At 67.1% G+C, this 23,865-nt stretch carries 20 protein-coding genes; 16 read left to right on the plus strand and 4 right to left on the minus strand.

Annotated elements, in window-relative coordinates; genetic code table 11:
- Positions 1 to 38: 38 nt before the first annotated feature.
- From PSEWESI4_RS14745 to ispA, 6 genes are all read left to right on the plus strand, one after another.
- Positions 39 to 812 carry an enoyl-CoA hydratase gene (locus PSEWESI4_RS14745; RefSeq protein ID WP_187671968.1) on the plus strand — a complete coding sequence of 258 codons (774 nt, stop codon included), beginning with the start codon at positions 39 to 41 and terminating at the stop codon, positions 810 to 812.
- 194 nt (positions 813 to 1,006) lie between these two features.
- Positions 1,007 to 1,900: a 3-hydroxyisobutyrate dehydrogenase gene (mmsB, locus tag PSEWESI4_RS14750; RefSeq protein WP_187671969.1), complete on the plus strand. Its 894-nt coding sequence runs from the start codon at positions 1,007 to 1,009 to the stop codon at positions 1,898 to 1,900.
- Positions 1,901 to 1,902: 2 nt separating this feature from the next.
- Positions 1,903 to 2,991 carry an enoyl-CoA hydratase/isomerase family protein gene (locus tag PSEWESI4_RS14755; RefSeq protein WP_187671970.1) on the plus strand — a complete coding sequence of 363 codons (1,089 nt, stop codon included), beginning with the start codon at positions 1,903 to 1,905 and terminating at the stop codon, positions 2,989 to 2,991.
- A 28-nt stretch (positions 2,992 to 3,019) separates the two neighbouring features.
- Complete coding sequence (locus PSEWESI4_RS14760) at positions 3,020 to 4,171, plus strand: acyl-CoA dehydrogenase family protein (RefSeq protein WP_187671971.1); 1,152 nt, start codon at positions 3,020 to 3,022, stop codon at positions 4,169 to 4,171.
- Positions 4,172 to 4,292: 121 nt separating this feature from the next.
- On the plus strand, positions 4,293 to 4,535 hold the full coding sequence (locus PSEWESI4_RS14765) for an exodeoxyribonuclease VII small subunit (protein WP_187671972.1): 243 nt from the start codon (positions 4,293 to 4,295) through the stop codon (positions 4,533 to 4,535).
- Positions 4,532 to 5,419 carry a (2E,6E)-farnesyl diphosphate synthase gene (gene ispA / locus PSEWESI4_RS14770; protein ID WP_187671973.1) on the plus strand — a complete coding sequence of 296 codons (888 nt, stop codon included), beginning with the start codon at positions 4,532 to 4,534 and terminating at the stop codon, positions 5,417 to 5,419. The genes PSEWESI4_RS14765 and ispA overlap by 4 nt, the downstream gene beginning before the upstream one ends.
- Positions 5,420 to 5,603: 184 nt before the next feature.
- Here ispA and PSEWESI4_RS14775 read toward each other — a convergent pair whose 3' ends face one another.
- Positions 5,604 to 6,779 (minus strand): thiolase family protein, encoded by a 1,176-nt coding sequence (locus PSEWESI4_RS14775; protein ID WP_187671974.1) that lies wholly within the window; start codon positions 6,777 to 6,779, stop codon positions 5,604 to 5,606.
- A gap of 176 nt (positions 6,780 to 6,955) precedes the next feature.
- Between PSEWESI4_RS14775 and PSEWESI4_RS14780 the strand changes: the two genes are divergently transcribed.
- From PSEWESI4_RS14780 to PSEWESI4_RS14795, 4 genes are all read left to right on the plus strand, one after another.
- A complete protein-coding gene (locus tag PSEWESI4_RS14780; protein ID WP_187671975.1) occupies positions 6,956 to 8,638 on the plus strand; it encodes a fatty acid--CoA ligase in 1,683 nt (560 codons plus the stop codon).
- 230 nt (positions 8,639 to 8,868) lie between these two features.
- Positions 8,869 to 10,731, plus strand: coding sequence for a DUF1302 domain-containing protein (locus PSEWESI4_RS14785; protein ID WP_187671976.1), 1,863 nt, complete (start codon positions 8,869 to 8,871; stop codon positions 10,729 to 10,731).
- Positions 10,732 to 10,759: 28 nt separating this feature from the next.
- The gene (locus PSEWESI4_RS14790) at positions 10,760 to 12,127 is read left to right on the plus strand and encodes a DUF1329 domain-containing protein (protein ID WP_187671997.1); all 1,368 of its coding nucleotides are present in this window, start codon (positions 10,760 to 10,762) and stop codon (positions 12,125 to 12,127) included.
- 177 nt (positions 12,128 to 12,304) lie between these two features.
- Positions 12,305 to 15,037 (plus strand): LuxR C-terminal-related transcriptional regulator, encoded by a 2,733-nt coding sequence (locus tag PSEWESI4_RS14795; protein WP_187671977.1) that lies wholly within the window; start codon positions 12,305 to 12,307, stop codon positions 15,035 to 15,037.
- Between the two features lie 382 nt (positions 15,038 to 15,419).
- On the opposite strand, the gene PSEWESI4_RS14800 is transcribed toward PSEWESI4_RS14795, so the two are convergent.
- On the minus strand, positions 15,420 to 16,271 hold the full coding sequence (locus PSEWESI4_RS14800) for a hypothetical protein (RefSeq protein WP_187671978.1): 852 nt from the start codon (positions 16,269 to 16,271) through the stop codon (positions 15,420 to 15,422).
- Positions 16,272 to 16,362: 91 nt separating this feature from the next.
- Between PSEWESI4_RS14800 and PSEWESI4_RS14805 the strand changes: the two genes are divergently transcribed.
- Together PSEWESI4_RS14805 and PSEWESI4_RS14810 are read left to right on the plus strand one after the other, a co-directional pair.
- A complete protein-coding gene (locus tag PSEWESI4_RS14805) occupies positions 16,363 to 17,031 on the plus strand; it encodes a TetR/AcrR family transcriptional regulator (RefSeq protein WP_187671979.1) in 669 nt (222 codons plus the stop codon).
- 74 nt (positions 17,032 to 17,105) lie between these two features.
- On the plus strand, positions 17,106 to 18,047 hold the full coding sequence (locus tag PSEWESI4_RS14810; protein ID WP_187671980.1) for an alpha/beta fold hydrolase: 942 nt from the start codon (positions 17,106 to 17,108) through the stop codon (positions 18,045 to 18,047).
- A 303-nt stretch (positions 18,048 to 18,350) separates the two neighbouring features.
- Here the strand turns inward: PSEWESI4_RS14810 and PSEWESI4_RS14815 are convergent, their stop codons facing one another.
- Positions 18,351 to 19,190: a metal-dependent hydrolase gene (locus tag PSEWESI4_RS14815; protein ID WP_187671981.1), complete on the minus strand. Its 840-nt coding sequence runs from the start codon at positions 19,188 to 19,190 to the stop codon at positions 18,351 to 18,353.
- A 178-nt stretch (positions 19,191 to 19,368) separates the two neighbouring features.
- Entirely contained in the window at positions 19,369 to 20,202 is an 834-nt protein-coding gene (locus PSEWESI4_RS14820; protein ID WP_187671982.1) for a metal-dependent hydrolase, read from the minus strand.
- Positions 20,203 to 20,337: 135 nt separating this feature from the next.
- Between PSEWESI4_RS14820 and PSEWESI4_RS14825 the strand changes: the two genes are divergently transcribed.
- The 4 genes from PSEWESI4_RS14825 (at position 20,338) to PSEWESI4_RS14840 (ending at position 23,764) form a co-directional block, all read left to right on the plus strand.
- Positions 20,338 to 21,378 (plus strand): AraC family transcriptional regulator, encoded by a 1,041-nt coding sequence (locus PSEWESI4_RS14825; RefSeq protein ID WP_187671983.1) that lies wholly within the window; start codon positions 20,338 to 20,340, stop codon positions 21,376 to 21,378.
- A gap of 142 nt (positions 21,379 to 21,520) precedes the next feature.
- Complete coding sequence (locus PSEWESI4_RS14830; RefSeq protein WP_187671984.1) at positions 21,521 to 22,300, plus strand: avidin/streptavidin family protein; 780 nt, start codon at positions 21,521 to 21,523, stop codon at positions 22,298 to 22,300.
- 94 nt (positions 22,301 to 22,394) lie between these two features.
- Positions 22,395 to 23,039 (plus strand): MBL fold metallo-hydrolase, encoded by a 645-nt coding sequence (locus PSEWESI4_RS14835; RefSeq protein WP_187671985.1) that lies wholly within the window; start codon positions 22,395 to 22,397, stop codon positions 23,037 to 23,039.
- A gap of 56 nt (positions 23,040 to 23,095) precedes the next feature.
- A complete protein-coding gene (locus PSEWESI4_RS14840; RefSeq protein ID WP_187671986.1) occupies positions 23,096 to 23,764 on the plus strand; it encodes an OmpA family protein in 669 nt (222 codons plus the stop codon).
- The last annotated feature ends 101 nt before the right edge of the window (positions 23,765 to 23,865 follow it).

The following is a 23,865-nucleotide window of genomic DNA, read 5'->3' on the forward strand; positions in this document are numbered from 1 at the left end:
GCCCTCGCGCGCCGGCCCCTTGCCGAGGATTCCCCCAGATGAGCTACGAAACCCTGCTGCTCGAAGTACGGGAGCGCGTCGGGCTGGTCACCCTGAACCGCCCGAAAGCGCTCAACGCGCTGAACAGCCAGTTGATCGCCGAACTCAACCAGGCCCTCGACCGCCTGGAAAGCGACCCGGCCATCGGCTGCATCGTCATCACCGGCTCGCCCAAGGCCTTCGCCGCCGGTGCGGACATCAAGGAAATGGCCGAGCTGACCTTTCCGCAGATCTACCTGGACGACTTCTTCTCCGCCGCCGACCGCATCGCCAACCGCCGCAAGCCGATCATCGCCGCGGTAGCCGGCTACGCCCTGGGCGGCGGCTGCGAGCTGGCGCTGATGTGCGACTTCATCTACGCCGCCGACAACGCCCGCTTCGGCCTGCCGGAAGTCACCCTCGGCGTGCTGCCGGCGATCGGCGGCACCCAGCGCCTGACCCACGCCCTGGGCAAGTCCAAGGCCATGGAACTGTGCCTGACCGGCCGCCAGTTGACCGCCGAGGAAGCCGAACGCGCCGGCCTGGTGGCCCGCGTCTTCCCGGCGGAACAACTGCTGGAGAAGACCCTCGAGGCCGCCCAGGGCATCGCTTCGAAGTCGCTGCCGGCGGTGATGATGGTCAAGGAAAGCGTCAACCGCGCCTTCGAAGGCAGCCTCAGCGAGGGCCTGCGCTTCGAGCGGCGGATCTTCCACTCGGTGTTCGCCACCCACGACCAGAAGGAAGGCATGGCCGCCTTCGTCGAGAAACGACCGGCGCAATTCAAGCACCGCTGACAGCTTCCGTAGGGTGGATGTCGCTTTTCACATCCACCGCCGCGATGGTGGAAAACGCTTCGCGGTTTTCCACCCTACGAACTGCCCGGCTCCCTCTCCCCTCGGGAGAGGGCTGGGGTGAGGGAGCGAACGATCCGCTGCGCCCCGCTCCGAAGGGCCACGGGACGCATAACGACAACAACAGAGGTATCGCCATGCATATCGGCTTTCTCGGTCTCGGCAACATGGGCGCGCCCATGGCCCGCAATCTGCTCAAGGCCGGCCACGCGCTGACCGTCTTCGATCCCTCGGCCCCGGCGCTCGCCGGCCTGGTCGAGGCCGGCGCCACGGCGGCCGCCTCCCCCGCCGCCCTGGCCCGCACCGATGTCGAGGCGATCATCACCATGCTGCCGGCCGCCGCCCACGTGAAGGGCGTGTACCTCGGCGAAGACGGCCTGCTGGCCAACGTGCGCGAAGGCGTGCTGCTGATCGACTCCTCGACCATCGACCCGCACAGCGCCCGCGAAGTGGCCGCGGCGGCCGTCGCCCACGGCAACCCGATGCTCGACGCACCGGTCTCCGGCGGCACCGGCGGCGCGGCGGCCGGCACCCTGACCTTCATGGTCGGCGGCGAGGCCGGCGACTTCGAGCGCGCCCGGCCGATCCTCGCCAGCATGGGCAAGAACATCGTGCACTGCGGCGGCGCCGGCAACGGCCAGGTGGCCAAGGTCGCCAACAACATGCTGCTCGGCATCTCGATGATCGGCGTGGCCGAAGCCATGGCCCTCGGCGTGGCGCTGGGCATGGACGCCAGCGTGCTGGCCGGGGTGATCAACACCTCCAGCGGCCGCTGCTGGAGTTCGGACACCTACAACCCCTTCCCCGGCGTGCTGGACAACGTGCCGGCGTCGCGCGGCTACAGCGGCGGCTTCGGCACCGACCTGATGCTCAAGGACCTCGGCCTCGCCACCGAGGCGGCCAGGCAGGCGCGCCAGCCGGTACTGCTCGGCGCGGCGGCACAGCAGCTCTACCAGAGCTTCAGCCAGCAGGGCAACGGCGCCCTGGACTTCTCCGCCATCATCAACTTCTACCGCAAGCAAGAGGCCTGAGCATGAGCGACGCCGAAGCGCCCGTATTGGCCGAGGTACGCAACCGCGTCGGCCACCTGACGCTGAACCGCCCGGCCGGGCTGAACGCGCTGACCCTGCCGATGATCCGTTCCATCCAGCGACGGCTGAGCGCCTGGGAACACGACCCGGCGATCCTCGCCGTGGTCCTGCGCGCCAATGGCGAGAAGGCGTTCTGCGCCGGCGGCGACATCCGCGCGCTGTACGACAGCTACCTGGCCGGCGGCGACCTGCACACCACGTTCTTCGAGGAGGAATACGCCCTCGACCAGTACATCCACGCCTACCGCAAACCCATCGTCGCGCTGATGGACGGCTTCGTCCTCGGCGGCGGCATGGGCCTGGTCCAGGGCGCGGCGCTGCGGGTGGTCACCGAGCGGGCCCGGATGGGCATGCCGGAAACCGGCATCGGCTACTTCCCGGACGTCGGCGGCAGCTACTTCCTCTCGCGCCTGCCGGGCGAACTGGGGCTCTACCTCGGCGTCACCGGCATCCAGATCCGCGCCGCCGACGCGCTGTACACGCGGCTGGCCGACTGGTGCCTGCCCAGCGAACAGCTCGCCGAGTTCGACCGCTGCCTGGACAACATGGGCTGGACCGGCCACCCGCACGAGGCCCTGCGCAGCCTGCTCGCCACCCTGGCCGGCAACAAGCTGCCGGGCGCCGAACTCCAGGCCCTGCGCCCGGCCATCGACGAACACTTCGCCCTGCCCGACCTGCCGGCGATCCACGCCTCGCTGCTGGCGGAAAGCCGCCCCGAGTTCCAGGACTGGGCCGGGCAGACCGTCAAGCTGCTCGACAGCCGCTCGCCGCTGGCCATGAGCGTGACCCTGGAACTGCTGCGCCGTGGCCGCGACCTGCCGCTCGAAGCCTGCTTCGAACTGGAACTGCACCTCGACCGCCAATGGTTCGCCAAGGGTGACATCATGGAAGGCGTGCGCGCACTGATCGTCGACAAGGACAAGACACCGCGCTGGAACCCGCCGACACTGGCGGAACTCGACCCCGCCCGCGTGGACGACCTGTTCAGCGGCTTCCAGCCGGCCAGCGGCAAGGCCCAGCGCAGCGCCTGAGCCGCGTCACAGAACGAGAGAGAGACCGATGCACGACCTCGAACTGAGCGAAGAACAACGCATGATCCGCGACCTGGCCCGCGATTTCGCCCGCCGCGAGATCGCGCCCAAGGCCCAGGAATGGGAAAAGGCCGGCTGGATCGACGACGCCCTGGTGAGCCAGATGGGCAACCTGGGCCTGCTCGGCATGGTGGTTCCGGAAGAATGGGGCGGCTCCTACATCGACTACGTCGCCTACGCCCTGGCGGTGGAAGAGATTTCCGCCGGCGACGGCGCCACCGGCGCGCTGATGAGCATCCACAATTCGGTGGGCTGCGGACCGGTCCTGCGCTACGGCACCCAGGCTCAGAAGGAGGAATGGCTGCCGAGCCTCGCCAGCGGCCAGGCCATCGGCTGCTTCTGCCTGACCGAACCGCAGGCCGGCTCGGAAGCGCACAACCTGCGCACCCGCGCCGAACTGCGCGGCGGCCGGTGGGTGATCAACGGCGCCAAGCAGTTCGTCAGCAACGGCAAGCGCGCCAAGCTGGCGATCGTCTTCGCCGTCACCGACCCGGAGCTGGGCAAGAAGGGCCTGTCGGCCTTCCTGGTGCCGACCGACACCCCTGGCTTCGTGGTCGACCGCAGCGAGCACAAGATGGGCATCAGGGCTTCCGACACCTGCGCGGTGACCCTCAACGAATGCGCGGTCCCCGAAGCGAACCTGCTCGGCGAGCGCGGCAAGGGCCTGGCCATCGCCCTCTCCAACCTCGAAGGCGGCCGCATCGGCATCGCCGCCCAGGCCCTGGGCATCGCCCGCGCGGCCTTCGAAGCGGCGCTCGGCTACGCGCGCGAACGCATCCAGTTCGGCAAGCCGATCATCGAGCACCAGAGCGTGGCCAACCTGCTCGCCGACATGCACACCCAGCTCAACGCCACGCGCCTGCTGGTCCTCCACGCGGCACGGCTGAAGAGCACCGACCTGCCCTGCCTGTCGGAAGCCTCGCAGGCCAAGCTGTTCGCCTCGGAAATGGCCGAGCGGGTCTGCTCCAAGGCCATGCAGATCCACGGCGGCTACGGCTACCTGGAGGACTATCCGGTGGAGAAGTACTACCGCGACGCGCGCATCACCCAGATCTACGAGGGCTCCAGCGAGATCCAGCGCCTGCTGATCGCCCGCGAGCTGGCCCACTACGACCTGTAGCCAGCGCGACACGGAACGGGCCCACGGGCCCGTTCATGTTTCTCCTGCGCCCATGCGATTTGCCCTGCCGCGCGCCGCTCTGCTAGTGTCGCGCCGCTGAATTCCCGCCGAGTGAAGCCTCATGGCCCGCAAGAAGAACGCCCCTGATTTCGAGCAGTCGCTCGCCGAACTGCAAACCCTGGTCGAACGCCTGGAAAGCGGCGAGTTGTCGCTGGAAGACTCGCTGGCCGCCTTCGAGCAGGGCATCCGCCTGACCCGCGAGTGCCAGGACGCCCTGGCCCAGGCCGAACAGAAGGTACAGATCCTCCTCGAACGTGACGGCGAACTGCAGGAAGCACCGTTCGACACGGACGAGCCGGCATGATCGCCAGCTACCAGAAGCGCTGCCAGCAGCGCGTCGACGCCGCGCTCGACCGTCTGATCCAGGCCCCGCGCACGGAGCTGGAACGCCTCTACCAGGCCATGCGCTACAGCGTGATGAACGGCGGCAAGCGGGTCCGCCCGCTGCTGGTCTACGCCGCCTGCGAAGCACTCGGCGGCCGTGACGAACAGGCCGACGGCGCGGCCTGCGCGGTGGAGCTGATCCACGCCTACTCGCTGGTCCACGACGACCTGCCGGCGATGGACGACGATGACCTGCGCCGTGGCCAGCCGACCACCCACAAGGCCTTCGACGAAGCCAGCGCGATCCTCGCCGGCGACGGCTTGCAGAGCCTGGCCTTCGAAGTGCTCGCCGACCCGCGGCGCAACCCCCACGACGCCGAGACCCGCCTGGCCATGCTCGCCAGCCTGGGCCGCGCCGCCGGCCCGGCGGGGATGGTCGGCGGCCAGGCCATCGACCTCGGCTCGGTCGGCCACAAGCTCGACCAGCAGGCCCTGGAGACCATGCACCGGCACAAGACCGGCGCGCTGATCGAAGCCAGCGTACGCCTCGGCGCCCTGGCCAGCGGGCATGCCGACGAACGCAGCCTCAAGGCCCTGCACAGCTACGCGCAAGCCATCGGCCTGGCCTTCCAGGTGCAGGACGACATCCTCGACGTGGAAAGCGACACCGCCACCCTGGGCAAGACCCAGGGCAAGGACCAGGCCCACGACAAACCCACCTACCCCGCCCTGCTCGGCCTCGACCCCGCCAAGGCCTACGCCCTGGAACTACGCGACCAGGCCCTGCACGCCTTGCGCTCGTTCGACGAAAGCGCCGAGCCGCTACGCGACCTGGCCCGCTACATCGTAGAACGACGCAACTAGCCTGTAGGGTGCGCCGCGCGTCCCGACGAGAGGCCAGCCCGAAGCTTGTGCGCCTGGCCTACGCATGACCTGATGCCGCCTCTCCAACCACGCTCCCTCACCCCCGGCCCCTGGCTACGCGCCCCGCTCCAAAGGGAGAGGGGAGTTTTACCCTCCCGATAGACGGCCCTTCTACCCCGCCCGCTTACAGCAGCTCGACCGCCACCGCCGTCGCTTCGCCGCCACCGATGCACAAGGAGGCCACGCCGCGCTTGCCGCCGGTGTTCTTCAGGGCGTTGATCAGGGTGACGATGATCCGCGAGCCGGTCGAGCCCACCGGGTGGCCCTGGGCGCAGGCGCCGCCGTAGACGTTGACCTTGGCGTGGTCCAGGCCGTGTTCGCGCATCGCCAGCATGGTGACCATGGCGAAGGCTTCGTTGATCTCGAACAGGTCGACGTCGTCCTTGCTCCAGCCGGTCTTCTTGAACAGGTTGGTCATGGCGCCGATCGGGGCCAGGGTGAATTCGCTCGGGTCCTGGCTCTGGGTGGCGTGGCCAACGATCCTGGCCAGCGGCTTGAGGCCGCGACGGGCGGCTTCCTCGGCGGTCATCAGCACCAGGGCGCTGGCGCCGTCGGAGATCGAGCTGGCGTTGGCGGCGGTGATGGTGCCGTCCTTGCGGAATGCAGGCTTGAGGCCTGGGATCTTGTCCAGGTTGGCGGTCAGTGGCTGCTCGTCGTCCTTGACCACCACCTCGCCCTTGCGGCTGGTGACGGTGACCGGCACGATCTCGGCGGCCAGCGCACCGCTCTGGATCGCCACCTGGGCGCGCTTCAGCGATTCGATGGCGTAGGCGTCCATCTCCTCGCGGCCGATGCCGTACTTGTCGGCGGTTTCCTGGGCGAAGGAGCCCATCAGGCGGCCGGTACGGGCGTCTTCCAGGCCATCGAGGAACATGTGGTCCTTGATCTCGGCGTGGCCCATGCGCAGGCCGGCGCGGGCTTTCTCCAGCACATAGGGGGCGTTGGACATGCTCTCCATGCCGCCGGCGACCATCACCTGGTTGGTGCCGGCCTTGAGCAGGTCGTGGGCGAGCATCACGGCCTTCATGCCGGAGCCGCACAGCTTGTTGATGGTGGTGCAGCCGGTGGCGGCGGGCAGGCCGGCGTTCAGCGCCGCCTGGCGGGCCGGGCCCTGCTTGAGGCCGGCCGGCAGCACGCAGCCCATGATCACTTCCTGTACGTCCTCGGCGGCGATGCCGGCGCGGCTGACCGCTTCCCGGATGGCGATGGCGCCCAGGTCGACGGCGCCGACACCGGACAGGCTGCCCTGGAAACCGCCCATGGGGGTACGGGCGCCGCTGACAATGACGATCTCGGACATCACAAACTTCCTCTTCGGTGGAGGGCCGCGAACGGCCTGGTGGGGCGAATGTTACTCCGTGACCGGAAACGGCTGAAGAGTCACGCCGGCAAATCATTCTTAGGGCTGATGCCTTGATGGGCCAGGCGACCTAGAGTCTGTCCGACAATCAACAACAATCCGTCCCAGGTGTGCACATGCTCCAGACCCGTCTCATCGCTCCAGCCGACAACGCCTACAGCTATCCGCTGCTGATCAAGCGCCTGCTGCTCTCCGGCGCCCGCTACGAAAAGACCCGCGAAATCGTCTATCGCGACCGGGTGCGCCACAGCTACGCCACCTTCACCGAGCGGGTCGCGCGCCTGGCCAACGTGCTCACGGAGGCCGGGGTCAAGGCCGGCGACACTGTCGCGGTGATGGACTGGGACAGCCACCGCTACCTCGAATGCATGTTCGCCATCCCGATGATCGGCGCGGTGCTGCACACCATCAACATCCGCCTCTCGCCGGACCAGATCCTCTACACCATGAACCACGCGGAAGACCGCTTCGTGCTGGTCAACCAGGAGTTCGTGCCGCTCTACCAGAGCGTCGCCGGACAACTGACCACCGTGGAAAAGACACTGCTGATCAGCGATACGGAGGCGAAAAGCGCCGATCTGCCGAATCTGGTCGGTGAATACGAGAGCCTGCTGGCGGCCGCGAGCCCGAGCTACGACTTCCCCGATTTCGACGAGAACTCGGTGGCGACCACCTTCTACACCACCGGCACCACCGGCAATCCCAAGGGCGTGTACTTCAGCCACCGGCAACTGGTGCTGCACACCCTGGCGATGGCCTCGACCATGGGCAGCCTGGACAGCATCCGTCTGATGGGCAACGACGACGTCTACATGCCGATCACGCCGATGTTCCACGTGCATGCCTGGGGCGTGCCCTACGTGGCCACCATGCTCGGCATCAAGCAGGTCTACCCGGGGCGCTACGAGCCGGACATGCTGTGCCGGCTGATCCGCGAGGAGAAGGTGACCTTCTCCCACTGCGTGCCGACCATCCTGCAAATGGTGCTCAACGCGCCCAACGCGCAGGGCCACGATTTCGGCGGCCTGAAGATGATCATCGGCGGCAGCGCGCTGAACCGCTCGCTGTACGAACTGGCCAAGTCGCGCGGCATCCAGCTCACCGCCGCCTACGGCATGTCCGAGACCTGCCCGCTGATCTCCGCCGCCTACCTCAACGAGCAACTGCGCGCCGGCAGCGAGGATGAGCGCACCACCTACCGGATCAAGGCCGGCATCCCGGTGCCGCTGGTGGAGACGGCTATCATGGACGACCACGGCAACTTCCTGCCGGCCGACGGCGAGTCCCAGGGCGAACTGGTGCTGCGCGCCCCGTGGTTGACCCAGGGCTACTTCCGCGAGCCGGAGAAGGGCGCGGAGCTGTGGCAGGGCGGCTGGATGCACACCGGCGACGTGGCGACCCTCGACAGCATGGGCTTCATCGATATCCGCGACCGCATCAAGGACGTGATCAAGACCGGTGGCGAGTGGTTGTCCTCGCTGGAGCTGGAGGACCTGATCAGCCGTCACGCGGCGGTGCGCGAAGTCGCGGTGGTCGGCGTTCCCGATCCGCAGTGGGGCGAGCGTCCGTTCGCGCTGCTGGTGCTGCGCGAAGAGGGCGGCCTGGACGCCAAGGCGCTGAAGGAACACCTCAAGCCCTTCGTCGAGCAGGGACTCATCAACAAGTGGGCGATTCCCAGCCAGATCGCCGTTGTTACTGAAATTCCCAAGACCAGTGTCGGCAAGCTCGACAAGAAACGCATCCGCGCCGATATCGCCCAATGGCAGGCCAGCGGCAGCGCTTTCCTCTCCACGCTATAAGCCTTTCGGGCTGCCGGATGACCCCGGCAGCCTGCCTACCAAGCAAGCGCTTGGCGCATTTGTTGCTCCTTTCGGACGAGACTGGTCTAGGGTTAATCCCAGGCTGGGGGCTCAAACCCGCGCGTTAGAGTGGTTCGCTGTGCAAATCACACTTTCGGCTGATCAAGCGGTAGTAACCCCTGGCTATAGTCCCCGTCATCCATAACAAAAAAACACATGGAGTAGCGTCGATGACAACAACAAGATCGCTCTGGCGCCTGGCGAAACTGCCATTGGCCGTCAGCCTGGCTTCCACACTCGCTTCCCCGGCCTTCGCCATCAACTTCAACATCGGCGAGATCGAAGGGCAGTTCGACTCCGCGCTGTCGGTCGGTGCAAGTTGGTCCACCGCCAAGGCCGACAAGAACCTGATCGGCGTGAACAACGGCGGTCGCGGCCTGTCGCAGACCTCCGACGACAGCCGCCTCAACTTCAAGCGCGGCGAGACCTTCTCGAAGATCTTCAAGGGCATCCACGACCTCGAACTGCGCTATGGCGATTTCGGTCTCTTCACCCGTGGCAAGTACTGGTACGACTTCGAGCTGAAGGACGAGAGCCGTCCGTTCAAGGACATCAGCGACCACAACCGCAAGGAAGGGGCCCAGTCCTCCGGCGCCGAGCTGCTCGACGCCTTCGTCTACTACAACTACGCCCTCGCCGATCAGCCGGGCTCCGTGCGCCTCGGCAAGCAGGTGGTGAGCTGGGGTGAAAGTACCTTCATCCAGAACGGCATCAACGCCATCAACCCGGTGGACGTGGCCGCCTTCCGTCGCCCTGGCGCGGAGATCAAGGAAGGCCTGATCCCGGTCAACATGTTCTACCTGTCGCAGAGCCTGACCGAGAACCTGTCCGCCGAGGCCTTCTACCAGATCGAGTGGGACCAGACGGTCATCGACAACTGCGGCACCTTCTTCTCCCAGCCGGATGTGGTGGCCGATGGCTGTACCGACAACCTGCGGGTGCTGCGTAGCCGTTCGAGCCTGCCGCCGGGGGTACCGGAGCTGGCGGCCGGGCTTGGTGTCGAGGTCGACGAGGAAGGCATCCTGGTGCGTCGTGGCCCTGACCGCGATGCCCGCGACAGCGGCCAGTGGGGCCTGGCCTTCCGCTACCTGTTCGAACCGCTGGACACCGAGTTCGGCGCCTACTACATGAACTACCACAGCCGCTTCCCGATCTTCAGCGGCTCCGCGGCTTCCCAGAGCGTCTTCGACCTGGCCGGCAGCCTGCCGCCGGCCTTCGCCGCCCTCGCGCCGCTGCTGGTGGCGGGTAACTCCAACTACTTCATCGAGTACCCGGAAGACATCAAGCTGTACGGCCTGAGCTTCTCCACCACGCTGCCCACCGGCACCGCGTGGAGCGGCGAGATCAGCTACCGGCCCAACGCGCCGGTGCAGCTCAACACCACCGACATCCTGTTCGGCGGCCTGACCCCTCTGGACCCCTCCGTATCGCCGATCCAGGCGACGCCGGGCACCGATACCCACGGTTACCGCCGCAAGGAAATCACCCAGTTGCAGACCACCTTCACCCACTTCTTCGACCAGGTGATGGGGGCTTCCCGTCTGACCCTGGTGGGCGAGGTCGGCTGGACCCACGTCGGCGGCCTGGAAAGCTCCAACAAGGCCCGTTATGGCCGCGACCCGATCTTCGGCCCGGGCCAACTGCCGACGGCCGGCCGCTGCGAGGCGCTGAACGAAGGCACGCTGACCGGGGGCGGCGGTCCTCTGAACAATGTCAGCCGCTACTGCGAGAACGACGGCTTCACCACGGCCGACTCCTGGGGCTACCGCGTTCGCGCCATCTGGGATTACCCGGACGTGTTCGCCGGCGTGAACCTCAAGCCGAACGTCGCCTGGTCCCATGACGTCGACGGCTACTCGCCCGGCCCCGGCGCCAACTTCGAGGAAGGTCGCAAGGCGGTCAGCCTCGGTCTGGATGCCGAATACCAGAACACCTACACCGCCAGCCTGTCGTACACCAACTTCTTCGACGGCAAGTACTCCACGGTCGAGGACCGCGACTTCGTCGCCCTCAGCTTCGGCGTGAACTTCTAAGCGGACTGGAACAAGGACAAGAATGAAGATGAAAGCAACCAAGAGTCTGCTGCAAAGCGGTGCCCTGGCACTGTCCATGCTGTCCGCCAGCGTCATGGCGGCGGTATCCGCCGACGAGGCGGCCAAACTGGGAACCAGCCTGACCCCGGTCGGCGCGGAAAAGGCCGGCAACGCCGACGGTTCCATTCCCGAGTGGACCGGCGGCCTGCCGCAGAACGCCGGCGCCGTCGATGCCAAGGGCTTCCTGGCCGATCCGTTCGCCAACGAAAAGCCGCTGTTCACCATCACCGCGCAGAACGCCGACCAGTACAAGGACAAGCTGACCCCCGGCCAGCAGGCGCTGTTCAAGCGCTACCCGGAAACCTACAAGATGCCGGTGTACACCACGCACCGTACCGCCAGCCTCCCGGCCAAGGTGCTCGAGGACACCAAGTACAACGCCACCAACACCAAGCTGGTGCAGGGCGGTAACGGTCTGGAGAACTTCCGCACCGCCAACCCGTTCCCGATCCCGCAGAATGGCCTGGAGGCGATCTGGAACCACATCACCCGCTACCGTGGCGGCAGCGTGCGTCGCCTGGTCACCCAGGCCACCCCGCAGCCGAACGGCTCCTACTCGCTGGTCTACTTCCAGGACGAGTTCACCTTCCGCACCAGCCTGAAGGACTACGACGGGAGCAAGCCGAGCAACGTGCTGTTCTACTTCAAGCAGCGGGTGACCGCGCCGGCGCGCCTGGCCGGTAACGTGCTGCTGGTGCACGAGACCCTCGACCAGGTCAAGGAGCCGCGCCTCGCCTGGCTGTACAATGCCGGCCAGCGTCGTGTGCGCCGCGCCCCGCAGGTGTCCTACGACGGTCCGGGTACCGCCGCCGACGGCCTGCGTACCTCCGACAACTTCGACATGTACAACGGCGCGCCGGACCGCTACGACTGGAAACTGGTCGGCAAGCAGGAACTGTACATCCCCTACAACAGCTACCGCCTGGACGATCCGAAGCTCAAGTACAGCGACATCATCAAGGCCGGCCACATCAACCAGGACCTGGCCCGTTACGAGCTGCACCGCGTCTGGCACGTGACCGCGACCCTGAAGCAGGGCGAGCGGCACATCTACGCCAAGCGTGACTTCTTCATCGACGAGGACACCTGGCAAGCCGCCGAGATCGACCATTACGACGGTCGCGGCACCCTGTGGCGGGTCGCCGAGGCCCACTCGCAGTACTACTACGACAAGCAGGTGCCCTGGTACACCCTGGAAACCCTGTACGACGTACTGTCCGGCCGCTACCTGGCACTGGGTATGAAGAACGAGGAGAAACAGGCCTACGACTTCAACTACAGCGCTTCGGAAAGCGACTACACCCCGGCGGCCCTGCGCCAGTCCGGCGTTCGCTAAGCGACATCTACTCCATATTGAACCGGCCTTCGGGCCGGTTTTTTTATGCCTGTCCCGGTGGCGTGGCCCAGGAAGCCATTTTTATTGCCAGCGGTAACGAGGACTTCAAATGCCGCCGCCAAGCGACTAGGCTGCGAACGTCCAGATGGCTGCCAAGGTTCAGCTAGATTCCCGGTGATGAGTGACCTATCCCGCACTACCAGCCTCGCCGACTCGACGGTGACGGTCAGCGATGGCAGATTCTTCCGGCCGCCGCTGCCGGCGGGATATGTGCCGCGTCCCCGGTTGTGCGAGCGGTTGCTGGGCGGGCTGGATGGACGCCTGCTGCTGGTCTGCGCGCCGGCGGGGTTCGGCAAGAGTTCCCTGGCCAGCGAGTTCTGCCAGGGGCTGCCGGCACACTGGCGCAGCCTGTGGCTCGGCCTGAGCCAGCGCGACAGCGATCCCGGCCGCTTCCTCGAACGCCTGCTGGCCGGCTTGCGCCAGTACTTCCCGGCGCTTGGCGATGAAGCCCTGGGCCTGCTGCGCATGCGCCAGCGCCACCAGCCGTTCGCCTTCGAGGAATGGCTGGACAGCCTGCTCGACGAACTCTCCGAATGCCTCGATCCGGCCCGGCCGCTGCTGCTGGTGCTGGATGACTATCACCTGGCGCAGGGCGCGGTGCTCGATCGCTGCCTGCAATTCTTCCTCAACCATCTGCCGCCCGGGCTGGTGCTGCTGGTCACCAGCCGCCAGCGGCCGGACTGGCACCTGGCGCGCCTGCGCCTGTCGCAACAGTTGCTTGAGTTGCAGGAGCAGGACCTGCGCCTGACCGCCGAGGAGTCCACCAGCCTGCTCGCCGGCCAGGGCACCGACCTGGAATGCGCCGATGTGCAGGCCCTGCTGCAACGCAGCGAAGGCTGGGTGGCCGGCCTGCGCCTGTGGCTGCTGGCCGCCGCCGACGAGCCGGATGGCAAGCTGCCTTCGCTGCACGGCGCCGACGGCCTGATCCGCGACTACCTGCTCGAGGAAGTGATCGAGCGGCAGGGCCGCGAGGTGCAGGCCTTCCTTTACGAGACGGCCTGCCTCGACCGCTTCTGCGCCGAGCTGTGCGACGCCGTGCGCGACAGCCACGACAGCGCAGCGATCCTCGACTACCTGCAGGCCCACCAGGTGTTCCTGGTGCCGCTCGACGAGCAGGGGCGCTGGTTCCGTTATCACCACCTGTTCTCCGACCTGCTGCGCGCGCGCCAGCCGGACAACCTGAGCCAGCCGCTGGCCCGCTCGTACCTGCGCGCCTGTCGCTGGTTCAGCGCGCAGGGCCAACTCGACGAAGCCATCGGCCTGGCCCTGCGCGCAGGCCAGCCGGACGTCGCGGCGAGCCTGGTGCAGAACCTTTCCGAACTGCAACTGCTCGGCGAGCAGAACGTCGCCATGCTGCTGCGCTGGAAGATGGACCTGCCGGACAGCCTGCTGAGCAGTTCGCCACGACTGATCGTGCTGTACGCCTGGGCGCTGGCCCTGGCCTGCCAACTGGATGCCGCGGAAGAGCTGGCCAGCCAGTTGGCGAACTTCCTGCCCGCGCCTTCGGCGCGTGCGCAGCGCTCGATGCTGTCCCAGTGGCTGGCATTGAGCGGTGTGATCGCCCGGGGGCGTGGCGACAGTGCGAGGGCCGAGGCGTATTGCGGCGAGGCATTGGCCAGCCTGCCGCGCGAGCGTACCGGCCAGCGGCAGATGTGCCTGTCGACCCTGGCCAACCTGGCGGTGGCGAACGGCGACCTGTGGCGCGCGCGCGGGCTCAACCGCGAGTCGCTGGAGTTGGCCCGGCGGGTCGACAATCCGTTGTTCGAGGCACTGGCCCACTACGACCGGGCGCGCGTACTGCAAGCGCGCGGCGAGGTGCTGCGCGCCTTCGATGAAGTGCGCCAGGGTCTGGATCGCTTGCGCGGCTTGCCGGCGCAACGGCTGTACGCGGTGCGTGCGCGGCTGACCTTGTACGAAGGGCTCCTGCTGGTCCTGCGCCTGCAACCGGGGGCGGCGCGCGAGCGCCTGCGGACGGGGATCGCCGAAGCCTGTGCCTGCCGCGACCTCAGCCTGCTGCTCGGCTACTATCTGCTGGCCAGCCTGGACGGCCGCGAGGGGCGCTACGCCGAAGCCTTCGCCCACCTGGCCGAGGCCGAGCGGCTCATGCATATCTGGGACGTGCCGCCGATCTACTACCTGGCCATGCTGACCCTGGCCAAGTGCGAGCTCTGGCTGGCCCAGGGGCAACTGGAACAGGCGGGGCTGTGGCTGACCCGGCTGGCGGAAACCTACAGCGGCCCCGAGGCCGCCACCGCGCCGGAGTTCCACCCGCAACTGCCACTGTACGTCGAATTGCAGCTCGCCTCCCTGGAACGCCTCCAGAACCAGTGGCCGCAGGCCGAGCGCCGGCTACGGGCGCTCAGCCTGCGTGCGCAAGGCTGCGGCGGGCAGGCCATCGGCATCGCCGCCCAGGTCCAGTTGATCCTGCAATGGCTGCGCCTGGGCCATGAGCGCGAGGCGCGCCAGCAGTTGCTGAATTGCCTGGAGGCGGCGGTCGGTGGTGCCTTGCTGCCGTTCCACGACCTGATCCGGGAGCAGCCGCAGTGGCTGCGCGAGCAGTTACGCGCCGCCCCGGCCTGCCTGGTGGGCGAGGCGCTGCGGACGCTGCTGCCAGCCGGCGAGGAGGGTACGGGCGAGTCCCTCGTCGGCTCCACCGAGGCGCTCAGCGTGCGTGAGCTGGCGGTGCTCAAGCTGATTGCCCAGGGGTGTTCGAACCAGGAGATCAGTGATCAACTGTTCATCTCCCTGCACACGGTGAAGACCCACGCCCGCCACATCAACAGCAAGCTCGGCGTCGAGCGCCGCACCCAGGCGGTGGCGCGGGCCAAGGCGCTGGGGTTGTTGAGCTGAGCATCCACCCGCAGGAGCGGCCCATGGCCGCGATCGCGCGCATGGCGCGCTCCTACGGTTGGGCGTGGCGGGAATGGGTTCAGCGATGCGATGCCTCTCGCCTTGCACGCGCCGTTCCCGTAGGAGCGGCCCATGGCCGCGAATCGCACGCATGGCGTGCTCCTACGGTTGGGCGTGGCGGGAATGGGTTCAGCGATGTGATGCCCCTCGCCTTGCACGCGCCGTTCCCGTAGGAGCGGCCCATGGCCGCGATCGCGCGCATGGCGCGCTCCTACGGTTGGGCGTGGCGGGAATGGGTTCAGCGATGCGATGCCCCTCGGCCTTGCACGCGCCGTTCCCGTAGGAGCGGCCCATGGCCGCGAATCGCGCGCGTGGCGCGCTCCTACGGTTCGCTGGGCACGCTGAGGTCGAGCTTGCTGGCCGGCTTGGCGGGCGCTTGTGGCTGGGCTAGCTGACGTTCGACGTCGGCCTGGATCGCCGCCAGCACCGGCAGCAGTTCGCCCATGCTGGCGCGCACGGGCGGGTAGGGGTGCTTCTCCGCCAGTTCTCCGACCCGGCCGAGCAACTGCGGACGGATCTCGGCATCCAGGTGGACGAACAGCTCCGGCAACTGCTTGCCGAGCTCTGCGCCGTACAGCTCCAGGTCCTCGCGGTCGAACTGCCTGGTCAGGCCCAGGTAGTCCAGCGCGCTGGAGGTGAGCATGGCCGCCGCCGCCTTGGTTTCCCGCAGGCCCTGGAGGCGCACCGGGTTGCTCTGCTCCTGTTGCGAGAGGGTCGTCCAGAACTCGGTGGTGAGGGTGAACAGCACCACCTGCTGGCGCAGCGAATAGGTCATCAGGCCCAGCGCCTCGGCGCCGTAGGGCTGCTGCGCGGCGCGGAAGTCGAAGTACAGGCGCATCAGCTCCTTGAGCTGGAACAGCACCTCGCGCGCCTCGTTCTGGCGCAGTTCCAGCGGCGCATAGATGTTCAACTGCGGGCGGAAATTCTCCTCGCTGACCATGCGCCGGTAGATCGGCCCGGTGAATTCGCCGTTGCGGCGGGGCAGGGCGTTGACCTGGCTTTCGTCGACTTTTTTCAGCGCCTCCAGCAACTGGTGGTACTGGTGGCTGCGCCAGGGTTTTTCCGGATCGGGAATCCGCTGCCCGAGGTAGAACAGCTCGGCTGCCGCCAGCGGGCGCCACAGAACCAGTAAAAGGATGGCCAGCGGCCAGAGCAGGCGGCGTGATAGCGTCATCGCGAAGAAGATTCCGACGGCAAATAGGGCAGGCAGGAAGAGTATCGGGCCTGCCGTGAGCCGTCACCCCAGGCCTTGGTTGGGAGCGGCGATGGAGACGGGAAGCGAGCTGGGCGCGGTGCGCGCGGTATTCGAGGAACTTGGCGGGCACGAGGTGCTGCTGCGCCAGCCGGGCGCCGATGCCGATCCGCTGGTCGGCCACCTGCAACGCACCAATATCCAGTTGGCGGCGATCCCGGTGTTCGTCCGCAAGGGGTTGGCCGATGCCACGGTGAACGACCTGCTGGACGCCGCGAGGGTGTCGCGGCGGACCTTCTACAAATACTTCGCCAACAAGATGGACGTGCTCGAAGGCATCTACCGCACCTCGGTGCTGCTCCTGCTGGCGCGCTTCCGGGAGCAGGAGAACGGCGCCGCTAGCGTCGACGCCTGGCTGCGCGGCATGGTCGACTGCTTCTTCGACTACCACCTGGCGGTCGGTCCGATCATCCGCCTGATGCAGGAAGAGGCCCTGCGCGCCGACTCGCCGCTCGCCGTCCATCGCCAGCATGCCCACCAGGAAATGGTGCGATTGCTCGACGAGCGCCTGGCCTCCCACGGCCTGAACCGCGACCCGCTGGTGCCGCGCACGCTGATCTGGGCGATGGAGGCCGCCTCGCTCGACCTGCTCGGTCGCCAGGCCGCGCGCGAGGAGATCGAACACGCCAAACGGGTGCTCGGCGAGCTGGTCTGCGCTTCCCTCGGTCCGCGCTCAACCTAGGTTGGGGAGGCAACGCGGGTGCGGCGTGTTTTGCTAGGCGGTATTCCGACAAGAACGACTGCCGAGGTGCATGCATGACCGCTTCCAGCCTTTCCCTGAACCCGCCACTGGCCGCCGGTTTCGCCCGCCTGGGCTTCGGCGCCCTGCCGCTCGAACGCCTCAAGGCCCGTTATGCGAACCCGGAAAGCGGCTCGCGTTTCATCGAGCTGGACGGCTTCAACGTCCACTACCGCGACGAAGGCAGCCGCGACAAGCCGGTGCTGGTGCTGATCCATGGCGTGATGGCCTCGCTGCACACCTGGGACGGCTGGGTACAAGCCTTCGCCCCGCACTACCGGATCGTCCGCTTCGACGTGCCCGGTTTCGGCCTCACCGGCCCGGCGCGTGACGGCCGCTACGACGCCGAGCGCATGGTGGGGATCTTCGAGAAACTGCTCGACTACCTCGGGGTCGCCAGCGCGGTGGTCGCCGGCAACTCGCTGGGCGGCTACATCGCCTGGAACTTCGCGCTGGCCCAGCCGCAGCGGGTGGAGAAGCTGATCCTCATCGACCCGGCCGGCTACCAGATGAAGAAGGTGCCCTGGATGATCGCCTCCGCCGCGCTGCCCGGCTCGACCGTGGCGATGCCGCTGTGGATGCCGCGCGCGCTGATCGCCCAGGGTATCAAGGAAGTCTACGGCGAGCCGGGACGGATCAAGCCCGGCGTGGTGGAGCGCTACTACGACATCAGCCGCCGCCCGGGCAACCGCAAGGCGGCGATGGAAATCTTCCGCCTGCTGCTCAAGGTCAACCGCGAGGAACTGCACACCACACCGCAACGGGTGGCCCAGCTCAAGGTGCCGACCTTCCTGATGTGGGGCGACCGCGACCGCTGGATCACGCCCCGGCACGTGCCGCTCTGGCAGCGCGACGTGCCGGGGATTCAGGTCAAGGTCTATCCCGGCGTGGGACATGTCCCAATGGAAGAGATTCCGGAACAGAGCGCGGCGGATGCGCTGCGTTTCTTGCAGGGGTGATTGGTGGGAAGGGGGCGCGTAGCCCGGATGCAATCCGGGAAGCCGTTCAGGTCTGGCACGGAGCAGGCCCTCTAGCACCGCCCCTCACCCCAGCCCTCTCCCGAGGGGAGAGGGAGTTTACGTGGCCCTCCATGACTTGACCGCCACTCCGACAAGTCCCCTCTCCCTCCGGGAGAGGGTTAGGGTGAGGGGCTGCGCTCGACCTTCTACGCCGATCTCCCGGACTACATCCAGGCCACACACAACATGAGAAAAACAAGAAAGCCCCACCCGCATAACATCGCGGGTGGGGCTGGGCCGTGTTCAAACAGCCTGCGCCAGCGGCTCGGGATCGAATTCGCGGCGGGTCTGGTGCAGCAGGTCGAGATTGTTGTGCTGCCAGGGGTGGAAGTCGTCCTTGAAGAAGTCCAGGTAGGGGCGGATCAGGCCACGGAAGATGCCGTCCTTGCCCCACATCCAGCTCAGGCCGTCGCGCCACACCCGCCAGTTCCACAGCAGGCCATCGCGCTTGAGCATGTGGATAAGCCCGCGATGGGTGTCGAGCATGAAGAAGAACGTGCCCATCACCATCGCCCGGCGCAGCAGTTTGCGGCTGCCGCAGACCTGCTGGTAGACGTCGAAGGCCACCGCCTTGTGCTCGGTTTCCTCCAGGGCGTGCCAGCGCCACAGGCGTTGCAGGGTGGGGTGGGCGCCCCCCAGGTATTCGGGGTGCTTGAGCAGGCCGTCGGCCATGATCGCGGTGATGTGCTCCAGGGCGGCGGTGGCGGCCAGTTGGCGCTTCGCGGAGAACTTCTTCTGGGTGTAGCGGATGCGGACCTGCGCACGCTTCTCCAGGCGGCCGATGTCGTAGCCGAGGTCGCGCAGGCGTGCGCTGTATTCCAGGTGTTCGCGGCTGTGGTGGCCTTCCTGGCCGATGAAGCCGCGGATCTGCTCTTTCAGCACCGGGTCTTCGATCTGCTCGCGGAACAGCCGCACCGAGTCGATGAAGAAGCGCTCGCCGTCGGGGAACATCACCGACATGGCGTCGAACAGGTGGGTCTTGAAGGCATTGCCGCCGTGCCAGTGACGCGGCAGCGGGTTGGGCAGGTCGAAGTCCATGTGGCGCGGACGGATGACCAGGCCTGCGGGGGTGGTGCTAGCCATGGGGACTCCCTGAGTCGTGTTGATCCATGGCTGCACTATGGGCGGAGGGCGACGGGCGGCAAAGGTTATGACCAGCCAATATGCGGGTCATTTGCGGCCATGGGGGTGGTCGCTCGTCTCGCGGATATCGTCGGGCAGCCCGGCCCGCTCCGGGGCGCCCGGCCACAAGGCAGGCAATCTAGGCCACTTCGTGCGGAGCGTCGAACTCGCGGCGATATCGTTCGACCAGGTAGAGATTGTCGTGCTGCCAGGGGTGGAAGTCGCGGCGGTAGAAGTCCAGGTAGACCTTCACCAGTTCGCGGAAGATGCCGTCCTTGCCCCACATCCAGCGCAGGCCGTCGCGCCACACTCGCCAGTTCCACAGCAGGCCGTCGCGCTTGAGCATGTGGACCAGGCCCTTGAAGGTGTCCCTGGTGAAGAAGAAGGTGCTCTGCAGCATCGCCCGCCGGCGCAGCCAGGGGCTGCCGCACACCGTCTGGTAGACGTCGAAGGCCACCGCCTTGTGCTCGGTTTCCTCCAGCGCGTGCCAGCGCCACAGGCGCGCCATCGCCGGGTCGGCGCCGTCCAGCCAGCGGGGGTTCTTCAGCACGGCATCGGCCATGATCGCGGTGAGGTGTTCCACCGAGGTGGTGGCGGCCAGTTGCAGTTCCGGCGACAGGTACTTGCGGACGAACGCCAGGCGCCGTTGCAGGCCGCGTTCGAGGTAGTCGACGTCGTAGCCGAGTGCGCGCAGGCGCTCGCTGTATTCCGCGTGCTCGCGGCTGTGATGCCCTTCCTGGCCGATGAAGCCGCGAATCTGCTCCTTGAGCAACGGTTCGTCGATACGCTCGCGGAACAGCCGCACCGAGTCGATGAAGAAGCGCTCGCCATCGGGGAACAGCACCGACATGGCGTCGAAGAAATGGGTCTTGAAGGCGTCGCCGCCGTGCCAGTGACGCGGCATCGGTTGCGGCAGGCCGAATTCCGGGCGGCGCGGGTGAATTTCCAAACCTTTAGGTGTGGTACTGGGCATACCAGCTCCCTCGATAATCTGGAACGCTGGTTCCGACTATGCTCCCATCAGGCAGGGTCGACAAGGCAGATCCGGCCAATATCCGGGTCGTATCCGGCCAGCACAGCCCTTCATGACAACATGCAGTAGCAGGGTATGAAACAGTCATTCAATTTCACTGCCGAACTGGTCCCCCTGGCCTATGTCGAGGCCTTGCTGGCCCTGGCCGGGGAATGGGGCATCGAGCGTGGCGAGCTGCTCGCCGCCGCCCGCCTGCGCCCCGAGGCGCTGGGCAATCCCAACGGGCGCCTGTCGTTCATCGATTTCAACCTGCTGGTCAGCGCGGTGATGCTGCGCTGCGACGAGCCGGCCCTGGGCCTGGTGCTCGGCCAGCGGCTCAACGTCTCCACCCATGGCATCCTCGGCTATGCGGTGCTGTCCAGCGCCAACCTCGGCAAGGCCATCCAGTTCGCCCTGCGCTACTACCGGGTGCTCGGCCTGGCCTTCGAGCTGGAGATGGTCGAGGACGGAGACCGGGTCGAATTGCGCGCCAGCGAGTCGCTTCCGCTCGGCTCCCTGGAGCGTTTCGCCGCGGAGGGGTTGATGACCAGCCTGTTCACCATCGCGCGTTTCCTGGTCGGCGAGGAACTGCGCGACGTGCAGGTCGGTTTCGCCTACCCGCCGCCGTCCTACGCCGCGCGCTACCAGGAAGTGTTCGGCGTGCCGGTGGCCTTCGACCAGCCCTGTTACCGCCTGAGCCTGCCGCGCGCCTACCTGGACCGGCCGATGGCCCTGGCCAATCCGGCCACGGTGCAGATGTGCGAGCAGCAATGCGAGGCGCTGCTGGCCAGCCTCGACGTGCAGGACGGCCTGCTCACGCGGGTGCGCCGCCTGCTGCTGGCCCGCCCCGGCGATTTCCCCGACCTCGACAGCGCCGCCCGTGCCCTGCACACCAGTGGCCGCAGCCTGCGCCGCCACCTGGCGCAACTGGGCACCAGCTACCAGGAAGTGCTCGACGACGTGCGCAAGCGCCTGGCCCAGGAATACCTCGCCAGCACCCACTTGCCGCTGTTCGAGATCGCCAGCCTGCTCGGCTTCAGCGATCCCTCCAACTTCCGGCGGGCGTTCAAGAAATGGACGGGCAAGTTGCCGAGCGACTATCGCCAGGACCCTGGGGGCTTGATAGGAACGTTCTGAAAAGAATCTGCGGACTGGGAACGGGACGTTAGTCTGGGAGACCGCTCGAGGCCGAAGTACTTCGATGCGGCTTCGAGGCGAGTGACGCGAGCCAGCGGCCTCGCCTCTTTCTGCCAGGCTTGACTGACTCGAGGAGACCAAGATGTCCGCGGAGGGAATCTGGAAGAACGAATACGGCTCGATCATGATGCTGTCGGGCAAAGGGCACGTGCTCAGTGGGATCTACCAGTCATCGACCAGCATGGTGGGCACCTATGAAGTCCGCGGGGTGCGGGTCGGCAGAAGGGCGACCGAGTCGTACGGCCAGCCGCTGGCCCTGGCGATCTCCTGGCATTCCATGGACGACGCCAACGCCAATCCGAGCTGGCATTGGTGCTCCGGCCTGAGCGGGCAGCTCAGCGTCCGGGATGGCGTGGAGGTGCTGGTCCTGTCTCATTCGCTGGTTGCGCCCAACCGCTTTCCCGGCCTGGTGGAAGATGGCACCTACATCGACAGGATGACCTACCGGCGGCTGGGCGGGGCAGAGCGGATACCGCTGCCGGTCAGGGTCGCCGGAGCGCCGGACAATCCGCTGGCGGGCGTCTGGGAAGCGCCGGATGGCACCAGCCTGGCGCTGGAAGTGGGCGCCTCCCTCGATAATCGCCTCGGCTACGTGTCGGGCACCCTTCATGCCGCCAGCGAGCTGGAGGTTTCAGGCTTCACCGACCTGCACGCGGTCGGCAACGGCCTTTCCCGGCAAGCCGTCACGCTCACGGCGGTGGCGACTTCCGAGCGGCGGGCCATCTCCCTGTCGGGAACCCTGGACCTGGAAAAGGGCACCCTGGCCCTGCTCGACCTGTCCAGCGAGCCGACGCCGCCGCACCAGCATTTCGGCCAGACGCGGATTTCCTCGTCGGTATACAGAAGGCGGCTCGCCAGTTGAGAGCGCCCGCCGCGTATTGAAAACGATATCCTGTTGGGGCCACCCTTAGCGTCGATCCGAACGTGCCGCCGGCACCACTCCAGCAGGAATACCCATGACCGCCGCAGAATCCGCCCTGATCCGCGAAACCTTCCCCGTCGGCCCCTTGCAGTGCAACTGCACCATCATCGGCGACCCGGTGAGCAGGAAGGCCATCGTGGTCGACCCAGGCGGCAATCCGGAGCTGATCATGGCGCGCCTGGAGGCGCACGGGTTGAAGGTGGTGAGCATCATCCACACCCACGCGCACCTCGATCATTTCCTCGCCTCCGGGCAGATGAAGGAGAAGACCGGCGCCACCCTGCACCTGCACCAGGGCGACCAGTTCCTCTGGGACAACCTGGAGATGCAGTGCCGCATGTTCGGCGTGCCCTACACGCCGGTGCCGTCGCCGGACCAGTGGCTCAAGGACGACGAGGAGCTGGCCTGCGGCTGCGGCGTGGCGCTGCATACACCGGGGCACACGCCGGGCTCGATGAGCTTCTGGTTCCCCGGGGCCAAGCTGCTGATCGCCGGCGACACCCTGTTCCGTCGCGGCATCGGCCGGACCGACCTGTGGGGCGGCGACTACGGCGCCATCGAGCGCTCCATCAAGCAGCGCCTGTACAGCCTCGACGAAGACGCCACGGTGATTACCGGCCATGGCCCGGACACCCGGCTGGGCGACGAGATGCGCGAGAATCCCTTCGTCCGGGCCTGATCGCGGGATCAAGGCCGGCTAGACTGAAAGACCCGGCTTTTCTCGGAGTGATCGCCATGCTTCGTTCGCCGCTATTGACCCTGGGCTGCTGCGCCCTCCTGTTGAGTGGTTGCGCTTCGCAGAACCCCTACGACAACCAGCCGCCGAGCAGCAACAAGACCGCCACCTACGGCGGCCTGGGCGCACTCGCCGGAGCGGCGGCCGGCGCCCTGATCAACCACGACGACCGAGGCAAGGGTGCGCTGATCGGCGCCGCCGTGGGCGGTGCGGCGGGTGCCGGCTACGGCTACTACGCGGACAAGCAGGAGGCCGAACTGCGCCGCAGCATGCAGGGCACTGGCGTGGAGGTGCAGCGGGAGGGCGACACCATCCAGTTGATCATGCCGGGCAACATCACCTTCGCCACCGACTCGGCTGAGATCGCCAGCAGTTTCTACAATCCGCTGAACAACCTGGCGAGCTCGTTCAGGCAGTACAACCAGAACAGCATCGAAATCGTCGGCCACACCGACAGCACTGGCAGCCATGCCTACAACATGAGCCTGTCACAGCGCCGCGCGCAGAGCGTGGCCAGCTACCTGACCGCCCAGGGCGTCGAGCCGGCGCGGGTCAGCACCCGTGGCATGGGGCCTGACCAGCCGGTCGCCAGCAATGCCACGCCCGATGGCCGGGCGCAGAATCGCCGCGTCGAAGTCACCCTGCGGCCGCTGCCCGGGGTGCAGTGATCCGGCCGTAACCGCAGGTCCCAGGTCCCTTCCTTCCCTGGCCGGGCAGCCTTTTGCAGGGCGGCCCGGCCACTCCGGTATTTTGTCGCAGCTCGTTCATG

The sequence above is a fragment of the Zestomonas carbonaria genome (genome assembly GCF_904061905.1).
Taxonomy (GTDB): domain Bacteria; phylum Pseudomonadota; class Gammaproteobacteria; order Pseudomonadales; family Pseudomonadaceae; genus Aquipseudomonas; species Aquipseudomonas carbonaria.

Excerpts from the sequence above, each read along its gene's own strand:
- PSEWESI4_RS14840 (WP_187671986.1), top strand. The coding sequence starts at position 23,096 with ATGCTTCGTTCGCCGCTATTGACCCTGGGCTGCTGCGCCCTCCTGTTG.
- PSEWESI4_RS14765 (WP_187671972.1), top strand. The coding sequence starts at position 4,293 with ATGGCCCGCAAGAAGAACGCCCCTGATTTCGAGCAGTCGCTCGCCGAA.
- mmsB (WP_187671969.1), top strand. The coding sequence starts at position 1,007 with ATGCATATCGGCTTTCTCGGTCTCGGCAACATGGGCGCGCCCATGGCC.
- PSEWESI4_RS14795 (WP_187671977.1), top strand. The coding sequence starts at position 12,305 with ATGAGTGACCTATCCCGCACTACCAGCCTCGCCGACTCGACGGTGACG.
- PSEWESI4_RS14745 (WP_187671968.1), top strand. The coding sequence starts at position 39 with ATGAGCTACGAAACCCTGCTGCTCGAAGTACGGGAGCGCGTCGGGCTG.
- PSEWESI4_RS14755 (WP_187671970.1), top strand. The coding sequence starts at position 1,903 with ATGAGCGACGCCGAAGCGCCCGTATTGGCCGAGGTACGCAACCGCGTC.
- PSEWESI4_RS14820 (WP_187671982.1), bottom strand. The coding sequence starts at position 20,202 with ATGCCCAGTACCACACCTAAAGGTTTGGAAATTCACCCGCGCCGCCCG.
- PSEWESI4_RS14760 (WP_187671971.1), top strand. The coding sequence starts at position 3,020 with ATGCACGACCTCGAACTGAGCGAAGAACAACGCATGATCCGCGACCTG.
- PSEWESI4_RS14810 (WP_187671980.1), top strand. The coding sequence starts at position 17,106 with ATGACCGCTTCCAGCCTTTCCCTGAACCCGCCACTGGCCGCCGGTTTC.
- PSEWESI4_RS14805 (WP_187671979.1), top strand. The coding sequence starts at position 16,363 with ATGGAGACGGGAAGCGAGCTGGGCGCGGTGCGCGCGGTATTCGAGGAA.
- PSEWESI4_RS14775 (WP_187671974.1), bottom strand. The coding sequence starts at position 6,779 with ATGTCCGAGATCGTCATTGTCAGCGGCGCCCGTACCCCCATGGGCGGT.
- PSEWESI4_RS14830 (WP_187671984.1), top strand. The coding sequence starts at position 21,521 with ATGTCCGCGGAGGGAATCTGGAAGAACGAATACGGCTCGATCATGATG.
- PSEWESI4_RS14825 (WP_187671983.1), top strand. The coding sequence starts at position 20,338 with ATGAAACAGTCATTCAATTTCACTGCCGAACTGGTCCCCCTGGCCTAT.
- PSEWESI4_RS14785 (WP_187671976.1), top strand. The coding sequence starts at position 8,869 with ATGACAACAACAAGATCGCTCTGGCGCCTGGCGAAACTGCCATTGGCC.
- ispA (WP_187671973.1), top strand. The coding sequence starts at position 4,532 with ATGATCGCCAGCTACCAGAAGCGCTGCCAGCAGCGCGTCGACGCCGCG.
- PSEWESI4_RS14835 (WP_187671985.1), top strand. The coding sequence starts at position 22,395 with ATGACCGCCGCAGAATCCGCCCTGATCCGCGAAACCTTCCCCGTCGGC.
- PSEWESI4_RS14790 (WP_187671997.1), top strand. The coding sequence starts at position 10,760 with ATGAAAGCAACCAAGAGTCTGCTGCAAAGCGGTGCCCTGGCACTGTCC.
- PSEWESI4_RS14780 (WP_187671975.1), top strand. The coding sequence starts at position 6,956 with ATGCTCCAGACCCGTCTCATCGCTCCAGCCGACAACGCCTACAGCTAT.
- PSEWESI4_RS14815 (WP_187671981.1), bottom strand. The coding sequence starts at position 19,190 with ATGGCTAGCACCACCCCCGCAGGCCTGGTCATCCGTCCGCGCCACATG.
- PSEWESI4_RS14800 (WP_187671978.1), bottom strand. The coding sequence starts at position 16,271 with ATGACGCTATCACGCCGCCTGCTCTGGCCGCTGGCCATCCTTTTACTG.